The 18,614-nt window shown below is 58.1% G+C and carries 26 protein-coding genes and 2 tRNA genes; 23 read left to right on the top strand and 5 right to left on the bottom strand.

Annotation, left to right across the window (positions count from 1 at the left end):
• The first annotated feature begins 1 nt into the window (after nt 1).
• The 16 genes from rplD to IH944_14050 all read left to right on the top strand — a co-directional run bounded on the left by rplD (nt 2) and on the right by IH944_14050 (nt 9,458).
• On the top strand, nt 2-655 hold the full coding sequence (gene rplD / locus IH944_14125) for a 50S ribosomal protein L4 (GenBank protein ID MCH7905688.1): 654 nt from the start codon (nt 2-4) through the stop codon (nt 653-655).
• A complete protein-coding gene (gene rplW / locus IH944_14120; protein MCH7905687.1) occupies nt 652-996 on the top strand; it encodes a 50S ribosomal protein L23 in 345 nt (114 codons plus the stop codon). The genes rplD and rplW overlap by 4 nt, the downstream gene beginning before the upstream one ends.
• 2 nt (nt 997-998) lie before the next feature.
• A complete protein-coding gene (rplB, locus tag IH944_14115) occupies nt 999-1,841 on the top strand; it encodes a 50S ribosomal protein L2 (GenBank protein MCH7905686.1) in 843 nt (280 codons plus the stop codon).
• A gap of 18 nt (nt 1,842-1,859) precedes the next feature.
• Nucleotides 1,860-2,147, top strand: coding sequence for a 30S ribosomal protein S19 (gene rpsS, locus IH944_14110; protein ID MCH7905685.1), 288 nt, complete (start codon nt 1,860-1,862; stop codon nt 2,145-2,147).
• Between the two features lie 98 nt (nt 2,148-2,245).
• Nucleotides 2,246-2,833 (top strand): 50S ribosomal protein L22, encoded by a 588-nt coding sequence (gene rplV, locus IH944_14105; GenBank protein MCH7905684.1) that lies wholly within the window; start codon nt 2,246-2,248, stop codon nt 2,831-2,833.
• A gap of 18 nt (nt 2,834-2,851) precedes the next feature.
• A complete protein-coding gene (gene rpsC, locus IH944_14100) occupies nt 2,852-3,688 on the top strand; it encodes a 30S ribosomal protein S3 (GenBank protein ID MCH7905683.1) in 837 nt (278 codons plus the stop codon).
• Nucleotides 3,675-4,091, top strand: a complete 417-nt coding sequence (gene rplP / locus IH944_14095; protein ID MCH7905682.1) for a 50S ribosomal protein L16 — start codon at nt 3,675-3,677, stop codon at nt 4,089-4,091. The genes rpsC and rplP overlap by 14 nt, the downstream gene beginning before the upstream one ends.
• Nucleotides 4,092-4,127: 36 nt before the next feature.
• Nucleotides 4,128-4,337, top strand: a complete 210-nt coding sequence (gene rpmC / locus IH944_14090) for a 50S ribosomal protein L29 (protein ID MCH7905681.1) — start codon at nt 4,128-4,130, stop codon at nt 4,335-4,337.
• A 29-nt stretch (nt 4,338-4,366) separates the two neighbouring features.
• Entirely contained in the window at nt 4,367-4,597 is a 231-nt protein-coding gene (gene rpsQ / locus IH944_14085; protein ID MCH7905680.1) for a 30S ribosomal protein S17, read from the top strand.
• Nucleotides 4,598-4,624: 27 nt separating this feature from the next.
• On the top strand, nt 4,625-4,996 hold the full coding sequence (gene rplN / locus IH944_14080) for a 50S ribosomal protein L14 (protein ID MCH7905679.1): 372 nt from the start codon (nt 4,625-4,627) through the stop codon (nt 4,994-4,996).
• A gap of 19 nt (nt 4,997-5,015) precedes the next feature.
• Entirely contained in the window at nt 5,016-5,411 is a 396-nt protein-coding gene (gene rplX / locus IH944_14075) for a 50S ribosomal protein L24 (protein ID MCH7905678.1), read from the top strand.
• Between the two features lie 38 nt (nt 5,412-5,449).
• Nucleotides 5,450-6,001 carry a 50S ribosomal protein L5 gene (rplE, locus tag IH944_14070; protein ID MCH7905677.1) on the top strand — a complete coding sequence of 184 codons (552 nt, stop codon included), beginning with the start codon at nt 5,450-5,452 and terminating at the stop codon, nt 5,999-6,001.
• A 51-nt stretch (nt 6,002-6,052) separates the two neighbouring features.
• Nucleotides 6,053-6,874, top strand: a complete 822-nt coding sequence (locus IH944_14065) for an ABC-2 family transporter protein (protein ID MCH7905676.1) — start codon at nt 6,053-6,055, stop codon at nt 6,872-6,874.
• Nucleotides 6,875-7,010: 136 nt separating this feature from the next.
• The gene (locus tag IH944_14060; GenBank protein ID MCH7905675.1) at nt 7,011-7,658 is read left to right on the top strand and encodes a sigma-70 family RNA polymerase sigma factor; all 648 of its coding nucleotides are present in this window, start codon (nt 7,011-7,013) and stop codon (nt 7,656-7,658) included.
• Nucleotides 7,655-8,440, top strand: a complete 786-nt coding sequence (locus IH944_14055; protein MCH7905674.1) for a hypothetical protein — start codon at nt 7,655-7,657, stop codon at nt 8,438-8,440. Before IH944_14060 ends, IH944_14055 begins: the two co-directional genes overlap by 4 nt.
• On the top strand, nt 8,418-9,458 hold the full coding sequence (locus tag IH944_14050) for a serine protease (GenBank protein ID MCH7905673.1): 1,041 nt from the start codon (nt 8,418-8,420) through the stop codon (nt 9,456-9,458). The genes IH944_14055 and IH944_14050 overlap by 23 nt, the downstream gene beginning before the upstream one ends.
• Here the strand turns inward: IH944_14050 and recJ are convergent.
• From recJ to IH944_14030, 4 genes are all read right to left on the bottom strand, one after another.
• A complete protein-coding gene (gene recJ / locus IH944_14045) occupies nt 9,437-11,173 on the bottom strand; it encodes a single-stranded-DNA-specific exonuclease RecJ (GenBank protein ID MCH7905672.1) in 1,737 nt (578 codons plus the stop codon). The two genes, IH944_14050 and recJ, sit on opposite strands and share 22 nt — an antisense overlap.
• Before the next feature lie 42 nt (nt 11,174-11,215).
• The gene (gene nusG, locus IH944_14040) at nt 11,216-11,743 is read right to left on the bottom strand and encodes a transcription termination/antitermination factor NusG (protein MCH7905671.1); all 528 of its coding nucleotides are present in this window, start codon (nt 11,741-11,743) and stop codon (nt 11,216-11,218) included.
• Between the two features lie 3 nt (nt 11,744-11,746).
• Complete coding sequence (gene secE / locus IH944_14035; GenBank protein MCH7905670.1) at nt 11,747-11,938, bottom strand: preprotein translocase subunit SecE; 192 nt, start codon at nt 11,936-11,938, stop codon at nt 11,747-11,749.
• 147 nt (nt 11,939-12,085) lie between these two features.
• The gene (locus IH944_14030; GenBank protein ID MCH7905669.1) at nt 12,086-12,583 is read right to left on the bottom strand and encodes a transcription elongation factor GreA; all 498 of its coding nucleotides are present in this window, start codon (nt 12,581-12,583) and stop codon (nt 12,086-12,088) included.
• A 257-nt stretch (nt 12,584-12,840) separates the two neighbouring features.
• On the opposite strand from IH944_14030, the gene IH944_14025 reads away from it, so the two are divergent.
• The 7 genes from IH944_14025 (at nt 12,841) to IH944_13995 (ending at nt 18,226) form a co-directional block, all read left to right on the top strand.
• Nucleotides 12,841-13,491, top strand: a complete 651-nt coding sequence (locus IH944_14025) for a hypothetical protein (GenBank protein MCH7905668.1) — start codon at nt 12,841-12,843, stop codon at nt 13,489-13,491.
• Between the two features lie 33 nt (nt 13,492-13,524).
• Nucleotides 13,525-14,604, top strand: a complete 1,080-nt coding sequence (locus IH944_14020) for a PilT/PilU family type 4a pilus ATPase (protein ID MCH7905667.1) — start codon at nt 13,525-13,527, stop codon at nt 14,602-14,604.
• A gap of 12 nt (nt 14,605-14,616) precedes the next feature.
• The gene (locus IH944_14015) at nt 14,617-15,708 is read left to right on the top strand and encodes a type IV pilus twitching motility protein PilT (GenBank protein MCH7905666.1); all 1,092 of its coding nucleotides are present in this window, start codon (nt 14,617-14,619) and stop codon (nt 15,706-15,708) included.
• A gap of 4 nt (nt 15,709-15,712) precedes the next feature.
• Nucleotides 15,713-16,918, top strand: coding sequence for a type IV pilus twitching motility protein PilT (locus IH944_14010; GenBank protein MCH7905665.1), 1,206 nt, complete (start codon nt 15,713-15,715; stop codon nt 16,916-16,918).
• A 2-nt stretch (nt 16,919-16,920) separates the two neighbouring features.
• Nucleotides 16,921-17,997 carry a homoserine O-acetyltransferase gene (locus IH944_14005; GenBank protein ID MCH7905664.1) on the top strand — a complete coding sequence of 359 codons (1,077 nt, stop codon included), beginning with the start codon at nt 16,921-16,923 and terminating at the stop codon, nt 17,995-17,997.
• A gap of 66 nt (nt 17,998-18,063) precedes the next feature.
• Nucleotides 18,064-18,139 (top strand) — tRNA-Asp (locus IH944_14000).
• A gap of 11 nt (nt 18,140-18,150) precedes the next feature.
• Nucleotides 18,151-18,226, top strand: a tRNA-Phe gene (locus tag IH944_13995).
• 11 nt (nt 18,227-18,237) lie between these two features.
• Here IH944_13995 and IH944_13990 read toward each other — a convergent pair.
• On the bottom strand, nt 18,238-18,614 hold a 377-nt coding region (locus IH944_13990; protein MCH7905663.1), incomplete at its 5' end, for a hypothetical protein.

The following is an 18,614-nucleotide window of genomic DNA, read 5'->3' as shown; positions in this document are numbered from 1 at the left end:
GATGGCGGAAATCGAGATCAAGAACGATCAGGGCAAAGTAGTCGGCAAGCACAAGGTCGCCGAACCGCTTGGCTCGCTGAGTCCGGAGAACAACCTCCTGCACCGCGCGGTCATGGCCGAACAGGCGAACTCGCGGCAGGGAACCCACTCTGGCAAGAGCAGGAGCGATGCGCACGGCGGCGGACGGAAGCCGTATCGCCAAAAGAAGACCGGCAACGCCAGGCAAGGCACGATCCGCGCCCCGCAATACGCAGGCGGTGGCATGGCGTTCGCGATCAAACCCCGAGACCACGGTCACAAGCTGAACAAAAAGGAGCGAAAGCTTGCGACGATCACAGCGCTTTCAACAAGGCTGCAAGCTGGCGACGTCGTTCTCGCGGACAAGATTTCGTTCGGCGAGCCCAAGACAAGGGCTGCCTGCGAACTGTTGAACGCCCACGGGCTGAAGAACTGTCGCCGCGTTCTCGTCGTCGTTGCTGAAAACGATAGCATCGTCACCATGAGCTTTCGGAATCTGCAGAACGTGGTCGTTCGGACCGCGCCGAGCAAAGATGGCAAGGCCAGCTCATTTTCGACGCGCGATCTGTTGGTCGCCCACAAGATTCTGATGAGCAAGGCGGCTCTAGAAAAGACCGAGGAGGTGTGGGTTAAGTGAAAGATCCGCACAACGTGATTATTAAGCCGCACATAACGGAGAAGAGCGTAAGCCTGAGCTACGGCGATCCGCTGGCGACCGACGAAAGCACGGTACAGAGGACGTACACGTTCGTCGTGGCGCGCACTGCCAACAAGATCGAAATCAAGCAGGCGCTGGAGTCGATCTATAACAGCGGTCGAAAGAAGGACGACGTGATCAGTATTCTGTCCGTGCGGACAATGAACGTGCGGGGCAAGATGCGGCGCGTAGGACGCGGCAAGAAAGGCAAGACGCCTGACTTCAAGAAGGCCGTCGTAACCCTCGCGCCAGGCCAGGTCTTAGAGGACTACGGAGTTTAACAATGGCGACTCGCAAAATGAAACCGACATCACCGGGTAGGCGTCACATGATCCTCTCGGACTATGCCGATATCACCAAGGGCAAGCGCCCTGAAAAGCGGCTGACGACATCGCAGAGGAAGACCGGCGGTCGAAACCATACCGGGCGCATCACCTCGCACCATCGAGGCGGTGGGAAAAAGCGCAAGTATCGCATCATTGATTTCAAGCGGAACAAGATCGGCATAACGGCCAAGGTCGCCGCCATTGAATACGATCCGAACCGGAGTTGCCGAATCGCGTTGCTGCACTACGCTGACGGCGAGAAGAGGTACATCATCGCCCCGGCAGGGTTGGTGGTCGGCACGACGGTTGAGTCGGGGCCTGGCGTGGACATTCTCCCCGGCAATGCGATGCCGCTTCGGAACATTCCGCTTGGAACGATCGTTCACAACATCGAGTTGCAGTTGGGTCGCGGCGGACAGATCGTTCGGGCCGCAGGCCTTGGGGCGCAGCTCATGGCGAAAGAGGGAAACTACGCCACACTGCGGCTGCCGAGCAATGAGATGCGTATGGTGCATCTGGAGTGCATGGCGACCATCGGCGAAGTCGGCAACTCGGATCACGAAAACGAAGTGCTCGGCAAGGCCGGCAAGAACCGAGGCCTTGGTCGCAGGCCGCACGTTCGCGGCGTCGCGATGAATCCGCGCGACCATCCCCACGGCGGCGGCGAGGCTAAGTCGCCGGTCGGTCGGAAGAAGGGACCGGTTGACCGATGGGGCAACAAGGCGCGCGGCTCCAAGACGCGACGGAAAAGAAGGAGCAACAGGTTTATCGTTAGGAGCAGACACGATGCTCGGAAGTAATCGGAGGTTGATGAGAATATGGCCCGTAGCTTGAAGAAAGGCTTTTTTGTTGACGACCACCTCGCCAAGAAGGTCGATGCGTTGAACGCCAAGAACGAGAAGAAGCTCATCAAGACGTGGTCGCGGCGATCGACTCTCACGCCAGCGATGATCGGTCACACGCTGGCTGTGCACGATGGACGAAAGCACGTTCCAGTGTACGTGACTGAAAACATGGTCGGCCATAAGCTCGGCGAGTTTGCCCCGACGCGGACTTACCGGGGGCACGACGGGAAAATCCCGGAACGGGGGACCAGAATTCGCTGAATCGACGGCCCTTGGCCACAGGGTGCCAAGAGGTACAATCAGTGGTCTTGCGCGAGGTAGTTTGAAGCTAGGAATGGGATTCGGCAACGGTACAGAAGATGGACGTTAGAGCAGTAGCAAAGTACGTACGGGTTCAGCCCCGGAAGGTACGGCTGGTGGCAAGCGAAGTGCGAGGAAAATCAGCTCGCGCTGCGGCCGACCTATTGCGCTTTCATCCCAGCAAAGGTGCGCGAGCCTTGCGCAAGGTGCTGATCTCCGCGATGGCCAACGCCCAGGAGAACCACGGCGCGAATCCGGACACGCTTCGCATTTTGAAGATCAGCGTGGACGAAGGTCCGCGGCTCAAGCGAATTCGCCCTCGGGCCATGGGGCGAGTCAATCGCATTCTCAAGAAGACGAGCCACATCACGGTTGTTGTGGAGGAGTTCGACGGCGGGAGAAAGGTCAAGCCGCACGGCACCAGGCCGAAGCCGCGACCGAGCTTCGACAAAGCGAAGTCCAGGAAAAAGAAGAAGGACGAGGCGATCGTAGAGGAAACTGTGGCAGCGGCAGACGAGGACCAGGCGGAGGATACATCAGAAGACGGCAGTGAGGCTGTCGAAGGCGAAGCCGCTGAGGGAGATGAACAGGAAACAGAAGATGCCGAGAAGAGCGACGATGCAAGCGAGAAGGAGGACGGCGATTAGCCGAGGAGTAGGTTAACTATGGGTCAGAAAATCCATCCGATCGGCTTTAGGCTCGGGATCATCAGAGGCCACGACAGCCACTGGATCTACCCCAAGCGGCAGTATCGAGAAGCACTGCTGTCGGATTACAAGATTCGTCGGTACTTGGCGAAGAAGATCGGCAAGGGCCTGATCTCAAGGATCGAAATCGAGAGAGCCGCTTCCAAGATAAAAGTGACGATCTTTACCTCTCGTCCCGGTGCCGTGATCGGCAGAGGCGGTAAAGGCATCGACGAAATCTCAAGCGATTTGAATCACTATATGCGCAAAGAGAATGCGTCTGCACAGGTCCAGGTGAACGTCGCAGAGGTGCGGCAGCCGGAGCTCGACGGGCAGCTGGTCGCCGAGAACATCGCCGTGCAGCTCGAACGCAGGATTTCGCACAGGCGCGCGATGCGCCAGGCGATTACACGCTGTGTCAGGATGAACGGACGAGGCATCAAAATCCAGGTATCCGGACGCTTGAACGGCGCGGAGATCGCCAGGAGCGAGTCGGACATGGTTGGAAAAGTCCCGTTGCACACCTTGCGCGCAGACATCGACTACGGATTTGCGACGGCCTTTACCGTCTACGGTACGGTTGGAATCAAGGTGTGGGTCTACAGGGGCGAGGTGCTGCCGGAGAAGCAGGTGCTGGCAGCGATCAAGGCAGAAAACTTGCCGCGGAAACGACCAGCGCGTGACCGGGAGTCAGCCGTCGCAAGTGAGTCTCCAGCCGAATTGACCACCGGCCCAACGGTGGATACGGACGCGGCAGCACCAGAGGTCACCGAGACCAAATCAGAAGACGAGGTGAGCAAGAATGTTGATGCCTAAGCGAACGAAGTTCAGAAAGCAGCACCGGGGCCGCATGCGGGGAGTGTCGAAGGGCGGCACCACCGTCGACTTCGGCGACTACGGTCTAATGGCGCTGCAGCCGTCTTGGATCACAAGCAGACAAATAGAATCTGCCCGCATCGCGATGACGCGCCATATCAAGCGCGGAGGGAAGGTGTGGATCAGAGTGTTCCCCGACAAGCCGGTTACCAAGAAGCCCCTCGAGCAGAGGATGGGCAAGGGCAAGGCTTCGGTCGAATACTGGGTGGCAGTCGTGAGGCCCGGCAAAATCCTATTTGAAATGAACGGTGTGGACATTGAGACTGCGCGAGAGGCGATCCGACTCGCTCAGCACAAGCTGCCGATCAAAACGAAGTTTGTGGTCCGCCAGGAGGGGTATTAGCAGCGGGCGCCTGCGTTGCTGATCGGAATCATCGAGATGAAAGGAATCAAGTCGTCTGAACTGAGAGAAAAGAGCGTGCCGGAGCTCGAAGAGATTGTTGAACAGGAGCGCGCGTCGCTCTACAAGGCTCGTCGAGACCTCGTATTCCGCCAGATCACGGATGTCGCGAGCCTGAAGGTCCGGCGAAAGAACATCGCGCGGATTTTAACGATCATCAAGGAAAAGAAGAGCGGAGGAGACAGGTGAGCGAAGAGGCACAGCGCGGGCGGCGAAAGATGCGACAAGGCGTCGTTAAATCGAACCGCATGGAAAAAACCTGCATCGTCACTTTGGAACGAGCGTTCCAGCACCCGCTGTACGGCAAGATCGTACGTAAGTCTCGCGGAGTCAAGGCGCACGACACGTTCGGATGCGACATCGGTGACAAAGTTGAGATTATGGAGACGCGCCCTCTGAGCAAGCATAAACGGTGGCGCATAGTTCGGATTATTGAGAAGGTCAAGTAAGGCAGCAGCGGTGGACGGAACGGATAGATGATACAGCAGTTTTCGAGATTGAAGGTCGCGGACAATTCAGGCGCGCGTGAAGTAATGTGCATCACGGTCCTGAAGGGTTCTCAGCCGCGCTACGGAGGCGTGGGCGACATGATCGTATGCTCTGTCAAGTCCGCCACGCCGAACATGCCGATCAAGAAAGGCGAGGTGATTCGAGCAGTCATCGTGCGGACTAAGAATCCGATTCGCCGCCGGGACGGTTCTACTCTGAGATTCGACGATAACGCGTGCGTCATCATCAACCCGGCGACGATGGAGCCGAGCGGGACTCGCATTTTTGGCCCGGTCGCACGCGAGCTGCGCGACGGCAAGTTCATCAAGATCGTATCGCTCGCCCCGGAGGTGATTTAGCATGCCGTCGAAAGCTGAAATGAAGCGAATAGCGGGCAAGCAGAAGCCTAAAATTCGCAAGGGCGACGAGGTGATGATCGTCGCGGGAAAGGACCTTGGCGAAAAGGGCTATATCTGGTCGATCAACGCCGAGAAGAACACCGCCATCGTGCTCCAAGCGAATGAGGAGAACGAAGACCAGCCGTTGCCGCTCAACGCGGTCACGAAGCACCGCAAGGCAAAGTACCAGGGCGAAAAATCTGCCAGGGTGCGCCTGCCGGCGCCGATCAACCTGAGCAACCTCATGGTCCTCGATCCTGAGACGGACGAGCCGACAAGGATCGGTCGGCGGCGAGAGGACGGCAAACTCGTTCGATACGCGAAGAAGTCCGGTAAGACGCTCGTTGACGGGCCGATCATGCAGGAGAAGGACTGATGGCAAAGCACGACGGAAAGAAGAAAGACGAAGTCCAGATGAAGCTCCCGGCGCCGCGATTGAAGAAGATCTACCGCGAGAAAGCGATGGCGAAGCTTCAGGAGAAGTTTAAGTATCGCTCGGTAATGGAGACGCCCAAACCAACGAAGATCGTCGTCAACATGGGCACAGGCTCCGACGAAAAGGCCGTCGATAACGCTATGCGGGACATGGCGACGATCACAGGACAGAAAGCGCAGGTTCGCCTAGCCAAAAAGTCGGTCTCGAACTTCAAGATCCGCGAGGGCATGAAGATCGGTTGCCGCGTCACGCTGCGCGGAGACCGTATGTGGCACTTCCTGGACAGGCTTTGCACGGTCGCGCTGCCGAGAATCAGGGACTTCCAAGGGTTTAGCCCAAAGTCGTTCGACGGTCGAGGCAACGTGACGATCGGGCTCAAGGAGCAGTTGATCTTCACTGAAATCGACTACGACACATTCGACAAGATTCGTGGAATGGACGTTACGATCGTGACGTCGGCGAAGACCGACGAAGAGGGAGCGGTTCTTCTCAAGGAACTTGGCTTTCCCCTGCACGATCAGAACGCGTAGCGCCGGCACGGCACAAGCGCGGGGCTTTCCGACTTTCTCGGAGCGTTGATCGTGTCGATCGGTAGAAGCCCGTCTGTTCTGGCGTTACGTCGATGGAAGGCGCTGGTCTCGGTCTATTTCCGCGATGCGGTGGCGTACCGAGCGTCGATGGCGATTTGGGTCATCACAGACGTCGTGACTGCGATCACGATGCCGATCGTCTTGATCGCCGCCTCCGGCGGAGGGGAGATACACGGCTTCTCCAGCGGCGATTTTGTCGTTTATTACCTCTCGATGCTGATGATTGGATCGTTCGTGACGAGCCATCTGATGTGGGACATCGCGCTGGAGATCAAAGAGGGAGTTTTTTCATCACACCTCATGCGACCGCTCGGGTACTTCGAATTTTGCGTTTTCAGAAACCTCTCCTGGAGGCTGATTCGTACTGTGTTGTTCCTGCCCTGGTTCGTTACGTTCTTGATCCTCTTCAGCGGGTATCTCGGTGGAACCGACCTTTACTTCGGCTGGGAGTTCTGGCTTTCTGTGCTGTTGGGGCACGGGGTCAGCCTGACGCTCGTCGTAGCCTTGGCGATGATCGCCCTATTCGTCCAGGAGGCGTTCGCGATCTTCGAGCTGTACTATCTGCCGATGCTGTTCCTCAGCGGTCAGATATTCCCGATCGCGCTGTTTCCCGACTGGGCGCGCGACTTGGCCGCCATCTTTCCGTTCTACTACACGATCGGAGCTCCGACAGAGATACTGATCCAAATTACACACGGTCCGGACATAGCCAGGGTGCTGCTGGTGCAAGGCGTGTGGATCGTGCTGTCATTCGGGCTGTTCAAGCTACTGTGGTGGCAGGGAACCCGGCACTATACCGGGGTAGGGATGTAGCCGGGTTCGGGCATAACCGAATTGAGCCCAGACTCGGGCAAGTGCCCAATTGGGCGCAGATTCGCAGAATTATGCTGTTTCAACCCCGTGAGAGAGTAACGATCTGACCACGAATCCGTCAAATCCATGTAAGATCATGTCGAGGCACGCCTTGAGGCTGAATTTGCAGGTGCAGGCTAGAACCTCCCACCTAGGGACCGCGTCAGATCGTGATTCGGATGAGCTGTTGGTGCGGAAGGCGAAAGCTGGCGAATATACAGCGTTCGAACTGCTGTTCGAGCGCCACCGCGCCCTGGTGTACCGATTTTCGTATCAAATGACGCAGGGGCGAGACGACGCTGAGGATATCGTGCAAGAGGTCTTCGTCCGGGCTTACCAGAACTTGCACAGGTATCGGGACGAGGCGAAGTTCACAACCTGGCTGCTTCGTATTGCGACGAACTTAGGAACCGATCGCGGCCGCATGATTCGTCGCCGTCAAAGGCTCGAGCTACAGGAATCGGCTGGGGCGTTGAGCTGGATGACCGTCGGAAATGCCGAAGATCCCATTAAGAACCTGGAAAGAGAACAGTTGAAGGACATTCTGCGCAGGGCGATCAGCGCGCTGCCAGATCACCACCGGAACGTGATCGTGCTGAGAGACATCGAGGAAATGGATTACAAGGACATGGGCGCTACTCTTGGTTGCAGCGTCGGCGGAGCAAAGCTGCGCGTATTGCGGGCCCGGCGCGCGTTGCAGACTCGCGTAGCCCCGCTGCTGAAGGAGATGGAAGAGGCAGAATGAAGAGCAGAAGAGATTTGATCATCAAGGCCGGATTTGGCGAGCTTTCGCCAGGGGACCAGGCCAAGCTTGACTCCCTGTCTCCAGAGGAGTTTGAACAGGTCGAGCAGGTCAAGAAGGTGCGCGAAGGCCTGAAGGCGCTGCGCGAAGTCCCCGAGTGCCAGATGTCGTCCGAGCGCCTGCGCGACGCCATCCTGAACCAAGGCGTCGTACCTAGCAGACAGTCCAAGCCGTGGACGTTTGCGATTGTCGCTGCTGCAGCGATTCTGGTCGTCTTCTTCGGCTCTCAACTCGACGTTCTTGTTCCCGGTGATACAGTGAGTAGCCTCGATTCCGGTGATCCAGAATCAGGCTTAGAAGGCGTTCTGCCGCCAGCTGATGGCGACATCGTGAATCCCGATGAGAATGGAGACACAGAACCTTCCGAGTCTGGCGCTGCGAACGGTAACTCGTTGGTCGCAGTTTTGGACGCATCAGTGGCGACGAACGTGGGTCGATTTAGGCCGTCGAACAACTCTGCAAGTCGAGCAGGGAGCCGGGCCGATGACACCGAAGAGTGGGGTGTCCCCCCTTGGCAACGTGGCTCCGAGGGCGGTATGAGCCTCGTGAGGTTTGACCCGCTGCCTGACTCCGAGGTCTTTCCGACTTTCTTAGCAGCTACAGGCTCGCAAGACGACGAGTACTCGGATAATCTGGTCGTGATCGACTATGTTGAGGATCCAGACACGGGCGCATTCGTCGCCACTGAGGTAGAAACGTTCGGTGATGTTGTCTTCGGCGGCTAGTTTTCTAGCGATCGGCGCCGGCCTGCTCGGGCAGGCCCAATCCACGGAGGCGACCACGTGGCAGCTCGTTCGCCAATCCGTCGCGTATCTGTATCACGGCAACCAGCCGATCGGCGTGGCAGCGCTGATCGACGATTCTGGCCTGTTCTTGACCCATATGAGCTTGGTCCAGGGCATACAGACTCTCGCAAAGTTCGAAGACGGCAGCCTGCCGATGTCGATGCTCTTAATCGCGTCGGACGAGCACACGCAGCTCGCGCTTCTTCGACCGTCGTACTGGGAGATGGGCAGGCGGCGGCCGATCGCAATTTCCAAGTCTGCGCTAGAGCGAGGTGCACCCGTCACGGTTGCAACGGCGCAAGGCCCGATTCGCGGCGAGTTCGTCAGTGACAGTCGCGTTGGCGTGATGAGGCCTTCGCTCCGGTATATGCCGCTGAGCGAAATTCGCTTTGAATCCTCAGCCGGCAAAATAGGGGGATCGATGGTGTTTGCCAGCAACGGAGAGTTGATCGCCGTCCTCGGCGCAACCCTGACGAAAAGCCAAAGGGCTCTAGAATCTCAGCAGGAGCAGTCGTTAAGCGATATCAGGAGCGGTTTCGCTCCCGCCAAGTTCGGCCCCAAAGGGCTTACAGTCGGGTACGCGATTTCGCAAGACGTGCTGCGAAGAGTCGTCGTTGGCTTCAAGAGTCCGATGCGGCGCGTGCAGCATCCTACGATCGGTATTTTCTTCAAAGCGTCGACTTCTGGCCGGGGCGTGCTGCTAGTGTCCGTGATGCCCGGCTCGCCGGCCGGTCTTGCAGGGCTGTTGGCCGGCGATGTCGTTCTGGACGTGAACGGCACATCGGTCAACGATCCGGTGGAGCTGGCTTCGATTCTCTTCAGCAAGTCGATCGGCGACACGATTACAATACGGTATATGCGCGGATTGACAAAGACGAGCGTCAACGTAATGCTGGTCGGCGGTCAGGTCTCGCTCGGTTTAACGCCGATTGGCAGTCAGTTTCCGCTCGGTCGATAGTCGTCGATCAGCCAGCGAAACTCGGCCTTGCCTCGAAACACGTTTTCGTCCGGCCTGAACACGATGTCGATCTTCGCCCCGTTGCCGAGTGCGGAGAGCCCCTCGCCGATGCCGAACGCCATAGCCTTGTGAGGTGTGCCGCTCGTGTCAATCAGAGATAGCCGCACATGAGCCGGGTTGCTCGTCGGAGCTATATTCGACGTCGTCAGACCGAGGCAGCCAAACGTCGGTTCGGGATTGCCCTGTCCAAACGGCGCCAGCGCGGCGAGTTCCTCGACAACCCGTGGGTTGGACGCTTCGCTCGGGTCGATGATCGCGTCGATCTCGATGCGCGGCACGAGGTCGTCGTCGGTCAGCACCGAGTTCGCATACGACTTCATCGCTAGGGCGAAACCCTCAAGCTTAGAGGCCTCGAGCGAAAACCCCGCAGCTTGCTCGTGGCCGCCTCCGCTGGAGAGATGTGGCCTAGCTGCGTCGATGGCTGCTCCCAAGTTGAAGCCAGGGATGGACCTCGCCGATCCGCGAGCATGGCCGTTTTCGTCGATCGTCACGACGAAGGTCGGCCTGTAGTACTGCTCCGCAAGTTTGCCGGCCACGATACCGATCAAACCTGGGTGCCACCCCTCACGACTCACAACGATAGCGCGGTCGCTCGGGGAGTGGGTTTGTTCGACGAGTTCGACCGCCTCATCATAGGCGTGAGCTTGCTCGACGCGTCGCTGTCGATTCGTTTCGTCCAGCAGCTCTGCGATCACGTCTGCCTTTTCAGGATCGTCTTCCAGCAGCAGGTCGAGCGCAAGGCGCGAATCTGCCATGCGCCCTGCTGCGTTGATGCGCGGCGCGATCTGAAACCCGACGTTGCGGGCAGTGATCTTTCGACTTGGGTCATCGAGCTCGCACACTCTGAGAAGAGATCGCAGCCCCGGCTTCTTGCTGTGCTTGATGCTTGTCAAGCCGTGGCTAGCGATAATCCTGTTCTCGTCGATGAGCGGCATTACGTCGGCGATCGTTCCAAGCGCCGCAAGGTCCAGGTAGGCGCGGAAGAAACGGCTTTCGTCGATCTTCAGCTCTTGTGTGATGCCCTGGCAAAGTTTGAAGACGACTCCAACGCCGCTTAAGTGCTTGAACGGATATTGCGAATCGCGTCTGTGAGGGTTGACTACAGCAGCAGCCGGAGGCAAGGTTTCACCGACTTCGTGGTGGTCGGTAACGACGACTCGCATTCCAGCCGAGTTAGCCGCGGCGACTTGCTCGTGAGCAGATATGCCGCAGTCGCACGTCAGAAACAGCTTGCAGCCAGCCTCAGCGGCCATTTTGACCGCATCTAGGTGGATGCCGTACCCTTCGCGCGTTCTATGCGGTACGTGCGGCACTACGTCGCAGCCGAGTCTGCGCAGGAACCTTGTGAAGAGGGCCGCGCTCGTGACTCCATCGGCGTCGTAGTCTCCATGTACGAACACCCGCTTTCCGCTCTCTTTGGCACCGAGGATTTCGCCGACCGCCGGATCGAAGTCAGGCAGCAGGGAAGGAGAGTGCAGGTCCTGCAGGCTTGGATTGAGATACGCCGAGGCCTGCAGCGGATCAGAAATACCGCGGCTGAGGAGTACTGATGCCACGAGGGGGCTGATGCCCAACTCATGCGACAACGTGTCAACTGCCCGGTCGTCGACCTCAGCAACGGTCCACTGCTTGTATCTGGTATCGACTTCAGGCATAAAGCTATCAAGCCGCTGGCGGCGGCTAACAAGTACGACAGCTTACACCCTTTCGACTTGTGGGAAGTCTAGCTCCACGGGCGTGTCGCGGCCGAAGATGCTGATCATGACCTTGAGCTTTTCTCGATCACGATTGACCTCCTCAATCCGTCCTTGATAGTCCACGAACGGTCCTTCGACCACCCGGATCAAATCGCCTTTGTCAAACGCGACCTTTGGCGTCTCCTTGCTCAATTCAAGGTTCTTCAGGATCCGTCGAACCTCGAAATCCTCAAGCGGGATTGGTTTGCTGCCGCTTTGCACGAACCCTGTCACTCCGCTCGTGCTCTTGACCAACTTGAAAGAATCGTCGGTCATGTTCATGTGGACCATGATGTATCCAGGAAAAACCTTCCTTGACACGACGACGCGCTTGCCGTTGCGAGTACTGAGCTGTTGTTCAGTCGGGATCATGATTTCAAACAGATCGAAATCCCAGAGACCCTCCGCTTCAGCTCTGCGCTTCAAAATATCCCGCACTTTGTTCTCGTGGCCCGAGATCGTGTGAACCGCGTACCAAGACCTTGCCATTGCCTAGCCACCTCCGAGAAGTATTTTGAGAATTTGTTCTACCACGACCGACAGCCCAAAGAGCATCAGGACAACGCCCAGGCAGACGGACAGCACAACGCTAGTCAAGCGGCTCGTCTCCTTAGGGCCGGGCCACGTGACGTGCTTCATTTCGCTCACGACATCCTTATAGAAACCACGGATGCCACGCCGCATTTTCGGTATCGGGATTGACTTCTTGCTCATTGTCGCTCGACGATTGCGGTTGCTACGGTTATAGGGCCGAAGAACCGAGGAATACGACTATGATACCATCGTCTTGGCGCAGGTCAGCACGATTGGCCCCTTGTCCGAGCCGTCGCGCTAGCGGCGAATGTTCGTGATTTCGTATCTAAGGTCGCCAGCTGGGGCGCTGTACCGCACGATGTCGCCGACGGCTTTGCCCAGCAGAGCCCGGCCGAGGGGGGATTCGTCGCTGATCAAGTCCTCGTCCGGATTCGCCTCGACGCTAGCGACGATCCGAACCTCGAACTCGATCCGTCGGCGCTTGTCCTTGACGGTGACACGGGCGCCCAAGCCTACTTCCTTCGTAGAAACCTTCCGCTTATTGATAATGGCCGCGTTCGCAAACATCGCCTTGAGTTCGTTGATCCGGTTTTCTACCATGGCCTGCTCGATCTTCACCTCTTCGAGCTCGCTGTTATCCTCGCTGAACTCGCCCCGATCCTTGCTGTCCCGGATGCGCTCAGCGATCTCCGCCCGCTTGTCCACGGAGAGGCGTTGAAGCTCGTTCTTGAGGCGAGCGTGGCCTTCGGCCGTCAGCAGGATCTGGCCTGTCGATTCAAGTTCAATGTCGTCCATTTGGCTTCTTTCCGCTTGTCGCGGTTCGCAATTATAGCAGGATAGTTAGCTGTGCCCTGCGGGGTTAATTTCTAAGTTACCAACGTCCCTAGCGGCGAGGCGGTTCCGATTCAGCACCATTTCGTGACTTCAAATATATACGTCAAATTTACGGGGATTGTGCGGCAAGCAGTAATACTTCAGCCCCGAAAGGTACCTTTGAGCCTGTGCGAATCAGGCTGATCGGCTTATTCGGGCTGGTTTTGAGTTCTCAGGCCATGGCCCAGCATGTAGTGCGGGTTGAGGCAGACGACGTCTGGGAGGTCTCACCTGAGGTCATCATCAACATCGAGCACGATAGCTCGATGCGGGACATCCTCCAGATTTACGTCGTCAAACCGGGCTATACGCCTGAATTGCTCAGATCCAAGATCCAATGGATCGCAAGTGAATTAGGTTCGCCGGTCGATGGCCTGGAAGTGTATCCGATGGGGAATGGACAGCCTGGGGTCAAAGCAATCTGCACCGTCAACAACGTCGTGGACCCCACGCTCGGCGAACTTAGAATTCAGCCTCTCATTCGAGCCTTCCTTACCGGATCGCAGGGCCAAACGATCAAGTCGTTCAGCATTCGATTCAGCGGATTCGTTCCGACTAACTCCACCTTGCAGTCCTACCGATCGGACGCTGTCGTGCTCGAAGCCAGCTTCGATCCAAGGTCATCCATCCTGGAATACCGCGTCCTCGTCAGGACCGATGACCCCGCTGAACTGACGATTCCTCCGCGGTACTTTCCCAACTCGTACGTTGTGCCCAGCGGCAAGAGCCGGAGCAGGTTGCCGATCGTGATTTCTCTCCTGGTTATTGCTGGCCTATCAGCCGGTGCTTTGGTATACTTCGCCCAGCTTAGAGGCCAAGCTGCAGCTTGAGGGAGGGGGCAGCCAGCGCACAGCGGACAGAATATGCAAGACGCGGCATCCATACAACTTTTCGACCTGATAGAAGCCGGCTACGAGGTCGTGGCCTCGGACGTGATGCTCAAGGCGGATCACAAGCCGATGATGAAGCAGCACGCCTCCGTGGCGCCCCTGCCGGGCGATTGGCCCGTGTTGTCGGAGGCTGACGTCCTGCGCCTGATTGGCAGCGTTATGACCGAGAGGCAGAGCAAGCGCTTTGAGAACTCGATGGAGATGGATATCGCCTTCTCAGTCGAGGGCAAATGCCGAGTTCGCACGAACATTTATCGGCAGAAAGGGACGATCGCTGCCGTTTGCCGGATCATTCCATCGAGGATCAAGAACCTGGAAGAGCTCGGAATGCCGGCGGTTCTAGGTGAACTGACCAAGCACCGGCAGGGTCTCGTGCTTGTAACCGGGCCGACGGGCTGCGGCAAAACGACGACCCTGGCGGCGCTGCTCGATATCATCAACGAAACGCGACCGGTGCACATCGTCACAATCGAAGATCCTCTTGAGATCGAGCACCACGACAAAGTGGCGTACATCAGCCAGCGCGAGGTTGGCCTTGATACGGAGGATTTCTTCCCGGCGCTGCGCGCGGTTGTGAGAGAAGCCCCCGATGTGATTCTGATCGGTGAGATGCGCGACGTCACCACGATGCACGCTTCTCTCCAAGCAAGTGAAACAGGCCACCTCGTCTTCTCCACGGTGCACACGTCGAGCGCGTACGACACTCTCGACAGAATCGTCAACATGTTCCCGCCGCACGAGAAGAGGCACCTCTGCCAACGCCTTGGCGGATCACTCAGGGCGATCATCGCACAGAAACTGGTGCCGCGCGCTGACGGTGCTGGGCGCGTAGTCGTTCCCGAGATTCTGATCTGCACGCCCACGGTATCGAAGGCGATCGAGGACGGAGCGTTTGGCGACCTGTACCATCTAATGAACGAAGGTGGATTCTGGGGAATGCAGACGATGAACCAAGGCTTGGCGCGATACGTCAAAGCTGGGATCATAACTGAGGAGATCGCGATCAACTATGCAGGTATCGTATCGGAGTTGAAACAGTTGTTGCGTCGATAGGACGAGGGTGGAATGTCGAGACTAAACGAACTGTTAAGACACATCGTCGAGATCGAGGCCAGCGATCTCCACTTGAAGGCGGAAAATCCGCCGATCATTCGCCTTCACGGAGAATTGATTCGTGTGGATCAGCCTCCATTCACAGTCGACGAACTGCAGAACATGCTCTTTGAGGTTCTCTCGGACGAGCGAAAGCAGCGGCTGATGAAGGACCTTGAGCTCGATATGTCCTACGCCTTGGAAGGACTTGCGAGGTTTCGCGTCAACATGTTCTGGCAGCGAGGCAAGCTGGGCGCGCTATTCCGCCTGATTCCGTACAAGATTCGGACAATAGAGGATCTCAGGATTCCAAAGGTCGCCGAAAAACTGTCGTTGCTGCCACGAGGCTTGATTCTGGTCACCGGCCCAACGGGCTCAGGCAAGTCGACGTCGCTTGCAGCGATGATCAACCACATAAACATAACCTCACGGAAGAACATAGTAACAATCGAGGATCCGATAGAGTACGTGCACTCCGACAAGATGTCGATCATCAATCAACGCGAAGTCGGCACGGATACGAGTTCGTTCGCTGAAGCATTGCTTCACATCATGCGGCAGAACCCGGACGTGATCCTGGTAGGCGAAATGCGCGACCTGGAGACTATCAAGCTGGCGATCACTGCAGCGGAGACCGGACACCTCGTGTTCTCGACGCTCCACACCGTGGACGCAGCTCAGACGATCGATCGTATCGTCGACGTGTTCGAGCCAGATCAACAGGAGCAGATTCGAACGCAGCTGGGCGTGACGCTGCAAGCGGTCATATCGCAGACGATCCTTCCGACAGCCGACAAAAAGGGCCGAGTGGCGGCCTTCGAAATCATGATCGCTACGCCGGCGGTCCGAACGCTGATCCGTGACGCCAAGACGCACCAACTCTATATGGACATTCAGACTGGAGCGCAGTTCGGCATGCAAACGCTCGACACGGGCTTGCTGGGGCTGCTCTCTGAGGGAATTATAGAATACGAACAAGCGCTGGCGAAATCGTCGGATCCCGAAGAGTTCAAGCGTCTGGCGACGAAACAGGGCTTGCTGGAGGCGACACGTGCTACAAGTTAAGCAGTTGCTTGAGCGCACGGTTGCGCTGAACGGGTCGGACCTTCACCTCAAGACCGACACCGGCAAGACTTACGTTCGCATTTACGGGCATTTGCACGAGCTGGAGGACGTGCCCCATTTCACCCCTGAGGAATTCAGCGATGGCATCGGCGCAATCCTTCCTCCCGAGCAAATCTCTGCGTTCCACAGGGACCAGGAGCTTGATTTCGCGCTCGAGATTTCCGGCGTCGCGCGATTTCGCGGAAATCTGTTCCGGCAGCGGGAACACGAGCAGGCTGTATTCCGCGTGATCCCCCTGTACATCCAGACGATGGAGGAGTTGCGCCTTCCGGAGGCCTGCTACGGCTTCGTCGAGCGACCGCGCGGCTTTGTTCTGGTCACCGGCCCAGCGGGCTCAGGAAAGTCGACCACGCTCGCCGCGATGATCGATCGAATCAACCGTACCCGTAGCGTGCACATCGTTACCGTCGAAGACCCGATCGAGTTCGTTCACGACGACCATCTGGCACTGCTCAACCAGCGCGAGATCGGACGGGACACGCACGCCTTTCGGTACGCGCTAAAGTATGTATTGCGTCAGGATCCAGACGTGATCCTCGTCGGCGAAATGCGCGATCTTGAAACTATCCACCTGGCGATCACAGCCGCTGAAACCGGCCACCTCGTTTTTGCGACTCTGCACACCGTGGACGCCATACAAACAGTGGATCGCATCATTGACGTATTCCCGATCCACCAGCAGCAACAGATTAGGATGCAGCTCTCCGTCAACCTGCTGGGCGTTGTGTCACAGACCCTCGTCCGGCTAAAGGACGGCGACGGTCGAACCGCAGCGTTTGAAGTGTTGAACGCGACTTCAGCCGTCCGCAACAACATTCGTGAGAACAAGTCTTACCAGATCAGTTCGATCATTCAGACCGGCCTCAAGCAGAAGATGTTCTCCTTGGATCAAAGCCTTGTCAGGCTGGTGATGGATGGCATGGTAACGAAGGAGGACGCTAGGAGCCACGCGAAGGAACCCGGAGAGTTCACCCGCATGCTGCACTTGAGCGAAGACGCAGTGATAAAGAATGCGAAGGCGGGTGGCGACCGAAAACGCAGGGATAGCGGCCCAACTCAGGCTCCGCCGGTAGTAGAAGATGTGCCGGAGGCGCCGCCCGTCAGCGGCGTCCAAGGCCAGCCCAACCGCCCGGGTTACACTCGGGATTAGCCATGGGTCACGAAGCCGACCCGGCTACGAAAGAGCAGGGCGAGCGCTCAGACCAACGGATGTACAGTGACGTCGGTCGCCTTGTTACCGAGTCGGGCGCAGAGATTCCCAGCGTCGCCATTGCGTACCAGACCTGGGGGAAGCTCAGCTCTGATCGGGATAACGCTATCCTAGTTTGTCACGCGCTGAGCGGCGATGCCGACTGCGCGGATTGGTGGCCCGCGATGGTCGGCCCGGGCAAAGGGATCGACACGGACAGGTTCTTCGTGATCGGCTCGAACTGTCTCGGTGGATGCCGAGGATCGACCGGACCGCCGTCGCGGCACCCAGACGGCGGAACCTGGGGAAGACGGTTTCCGATCATCACGATCGGCGACATGGTCGAGTGCCAGTTCCGGCTCGTTCGAAGCCTCGGGATCGATACTCTCCTCGGCGCGTGCGGCGGCAGCATGGGCGGAATGCAGGCGCTTGAGTGGAGCTTGAGAAAACCCGGCTCCGTGCGCAAGGTGTGGATGACGGGCTGCGCACGGGCGCACAACGCCATGCAGATCGCGCTCAACGAGGTCGGTCGACAGGCGATCATGCGCGATCCCGCCTGGAAGAACGGAGAGTACGCGTTGGACGAGCAGCCGGCGGGCGGGCTGGGCGTCGCCAGGATGATGGGGCACATCTCATATCTGAGCGCCGAGAGCTTCGCCACCAAGTTCGGTCGCGGTTTTCAGGACAAACCGGTTGCCGACTGGACGCTAGGCACAGAGTTTCAAGTTGAGAGCTATCTCGACTACCAGGCATCGAAGTTCACCCGCAGATTTGACGCCAACAGCTACCTGTATCTGACCCGCGCGCTGGACTACTACGATTGTCAGAGCTTCGACGGATCGCAGAGCGAATACATGTTCACGTCGTTCACCAGCGACTGGCTGTATCCGTCGAGCCAGAGCCAAGAGTTGCTCCGGCTGGCTGAGGAGGCTGGGCGACCGGCAGAGTGGCACGAAATCGATTTGCCGCACGGTCACGACGGGTTCTTGCTCGACGGGGAACAGCAAGGCGAACTGGCGCGTCTATTCTTCGGTTCGTGATCGGGGCAAGCAGTCCCTGCGAGGTTGCGCTACAGATTCAAAAGGTGGGATAATCCAGTTTCGCGCGGGGGTGTAGCTCAGCGGTTAGAGCGCCGGCCTGTCACGCCGGAGGTCGCGGGTTCAAATCCCGTCATCCTCGCCATCTAACTCCGTGCCGCGGTAGCTCAGGTGGTAGAGCATCGCACTGAAAATGCGAGGGTCGGCGGTTCAAGTCCGCCCTGCGGCACCATTTTTTCTGACCTACACGCGCACGGTCCAGACGATTTGGTCGATGCGCGCTTGCCAGGGATAGGAGATGATCGGCCCCGCCTGCTTCCACTTCAGCCTCGCGCGCATCTTGCGCGTGCCGGGATCGATGAACCGAGAAGCGCCGGCCAGGAACGTCAGCTCGATCGCTGAGTCGGAAGTCGTCGCCATTCGCACGTCCACCTCCTCGTACATCCCGGTCGTGAAATTGAACAGCTCGATCCACTGCCTGATGCCGAAGATGTCGGTCGATGCCTCGAGCTTGAACCGCAGTTCGTTGGTCGCAGAAACCGGGGCGGTCGCCTCAACGATGACCTGCACGGGCGCGGCCGAGGCGTTGAGCGTTATCCAAGGGCGTACTACAAGCCGGT

Source organism: Armatimonadota bacterium (assembly GCA_022563855.1).
Lineage (GTDB): Bacteria > Armatimonadota > Fimbriimonadia > Fimbriimonadales > Fimbriimonadaceae > JADFMN01.
Note: the sequence above shows the minus strand (reverse complement) of the source record. Positions and strands in the feature narration are given on the sequence as shown.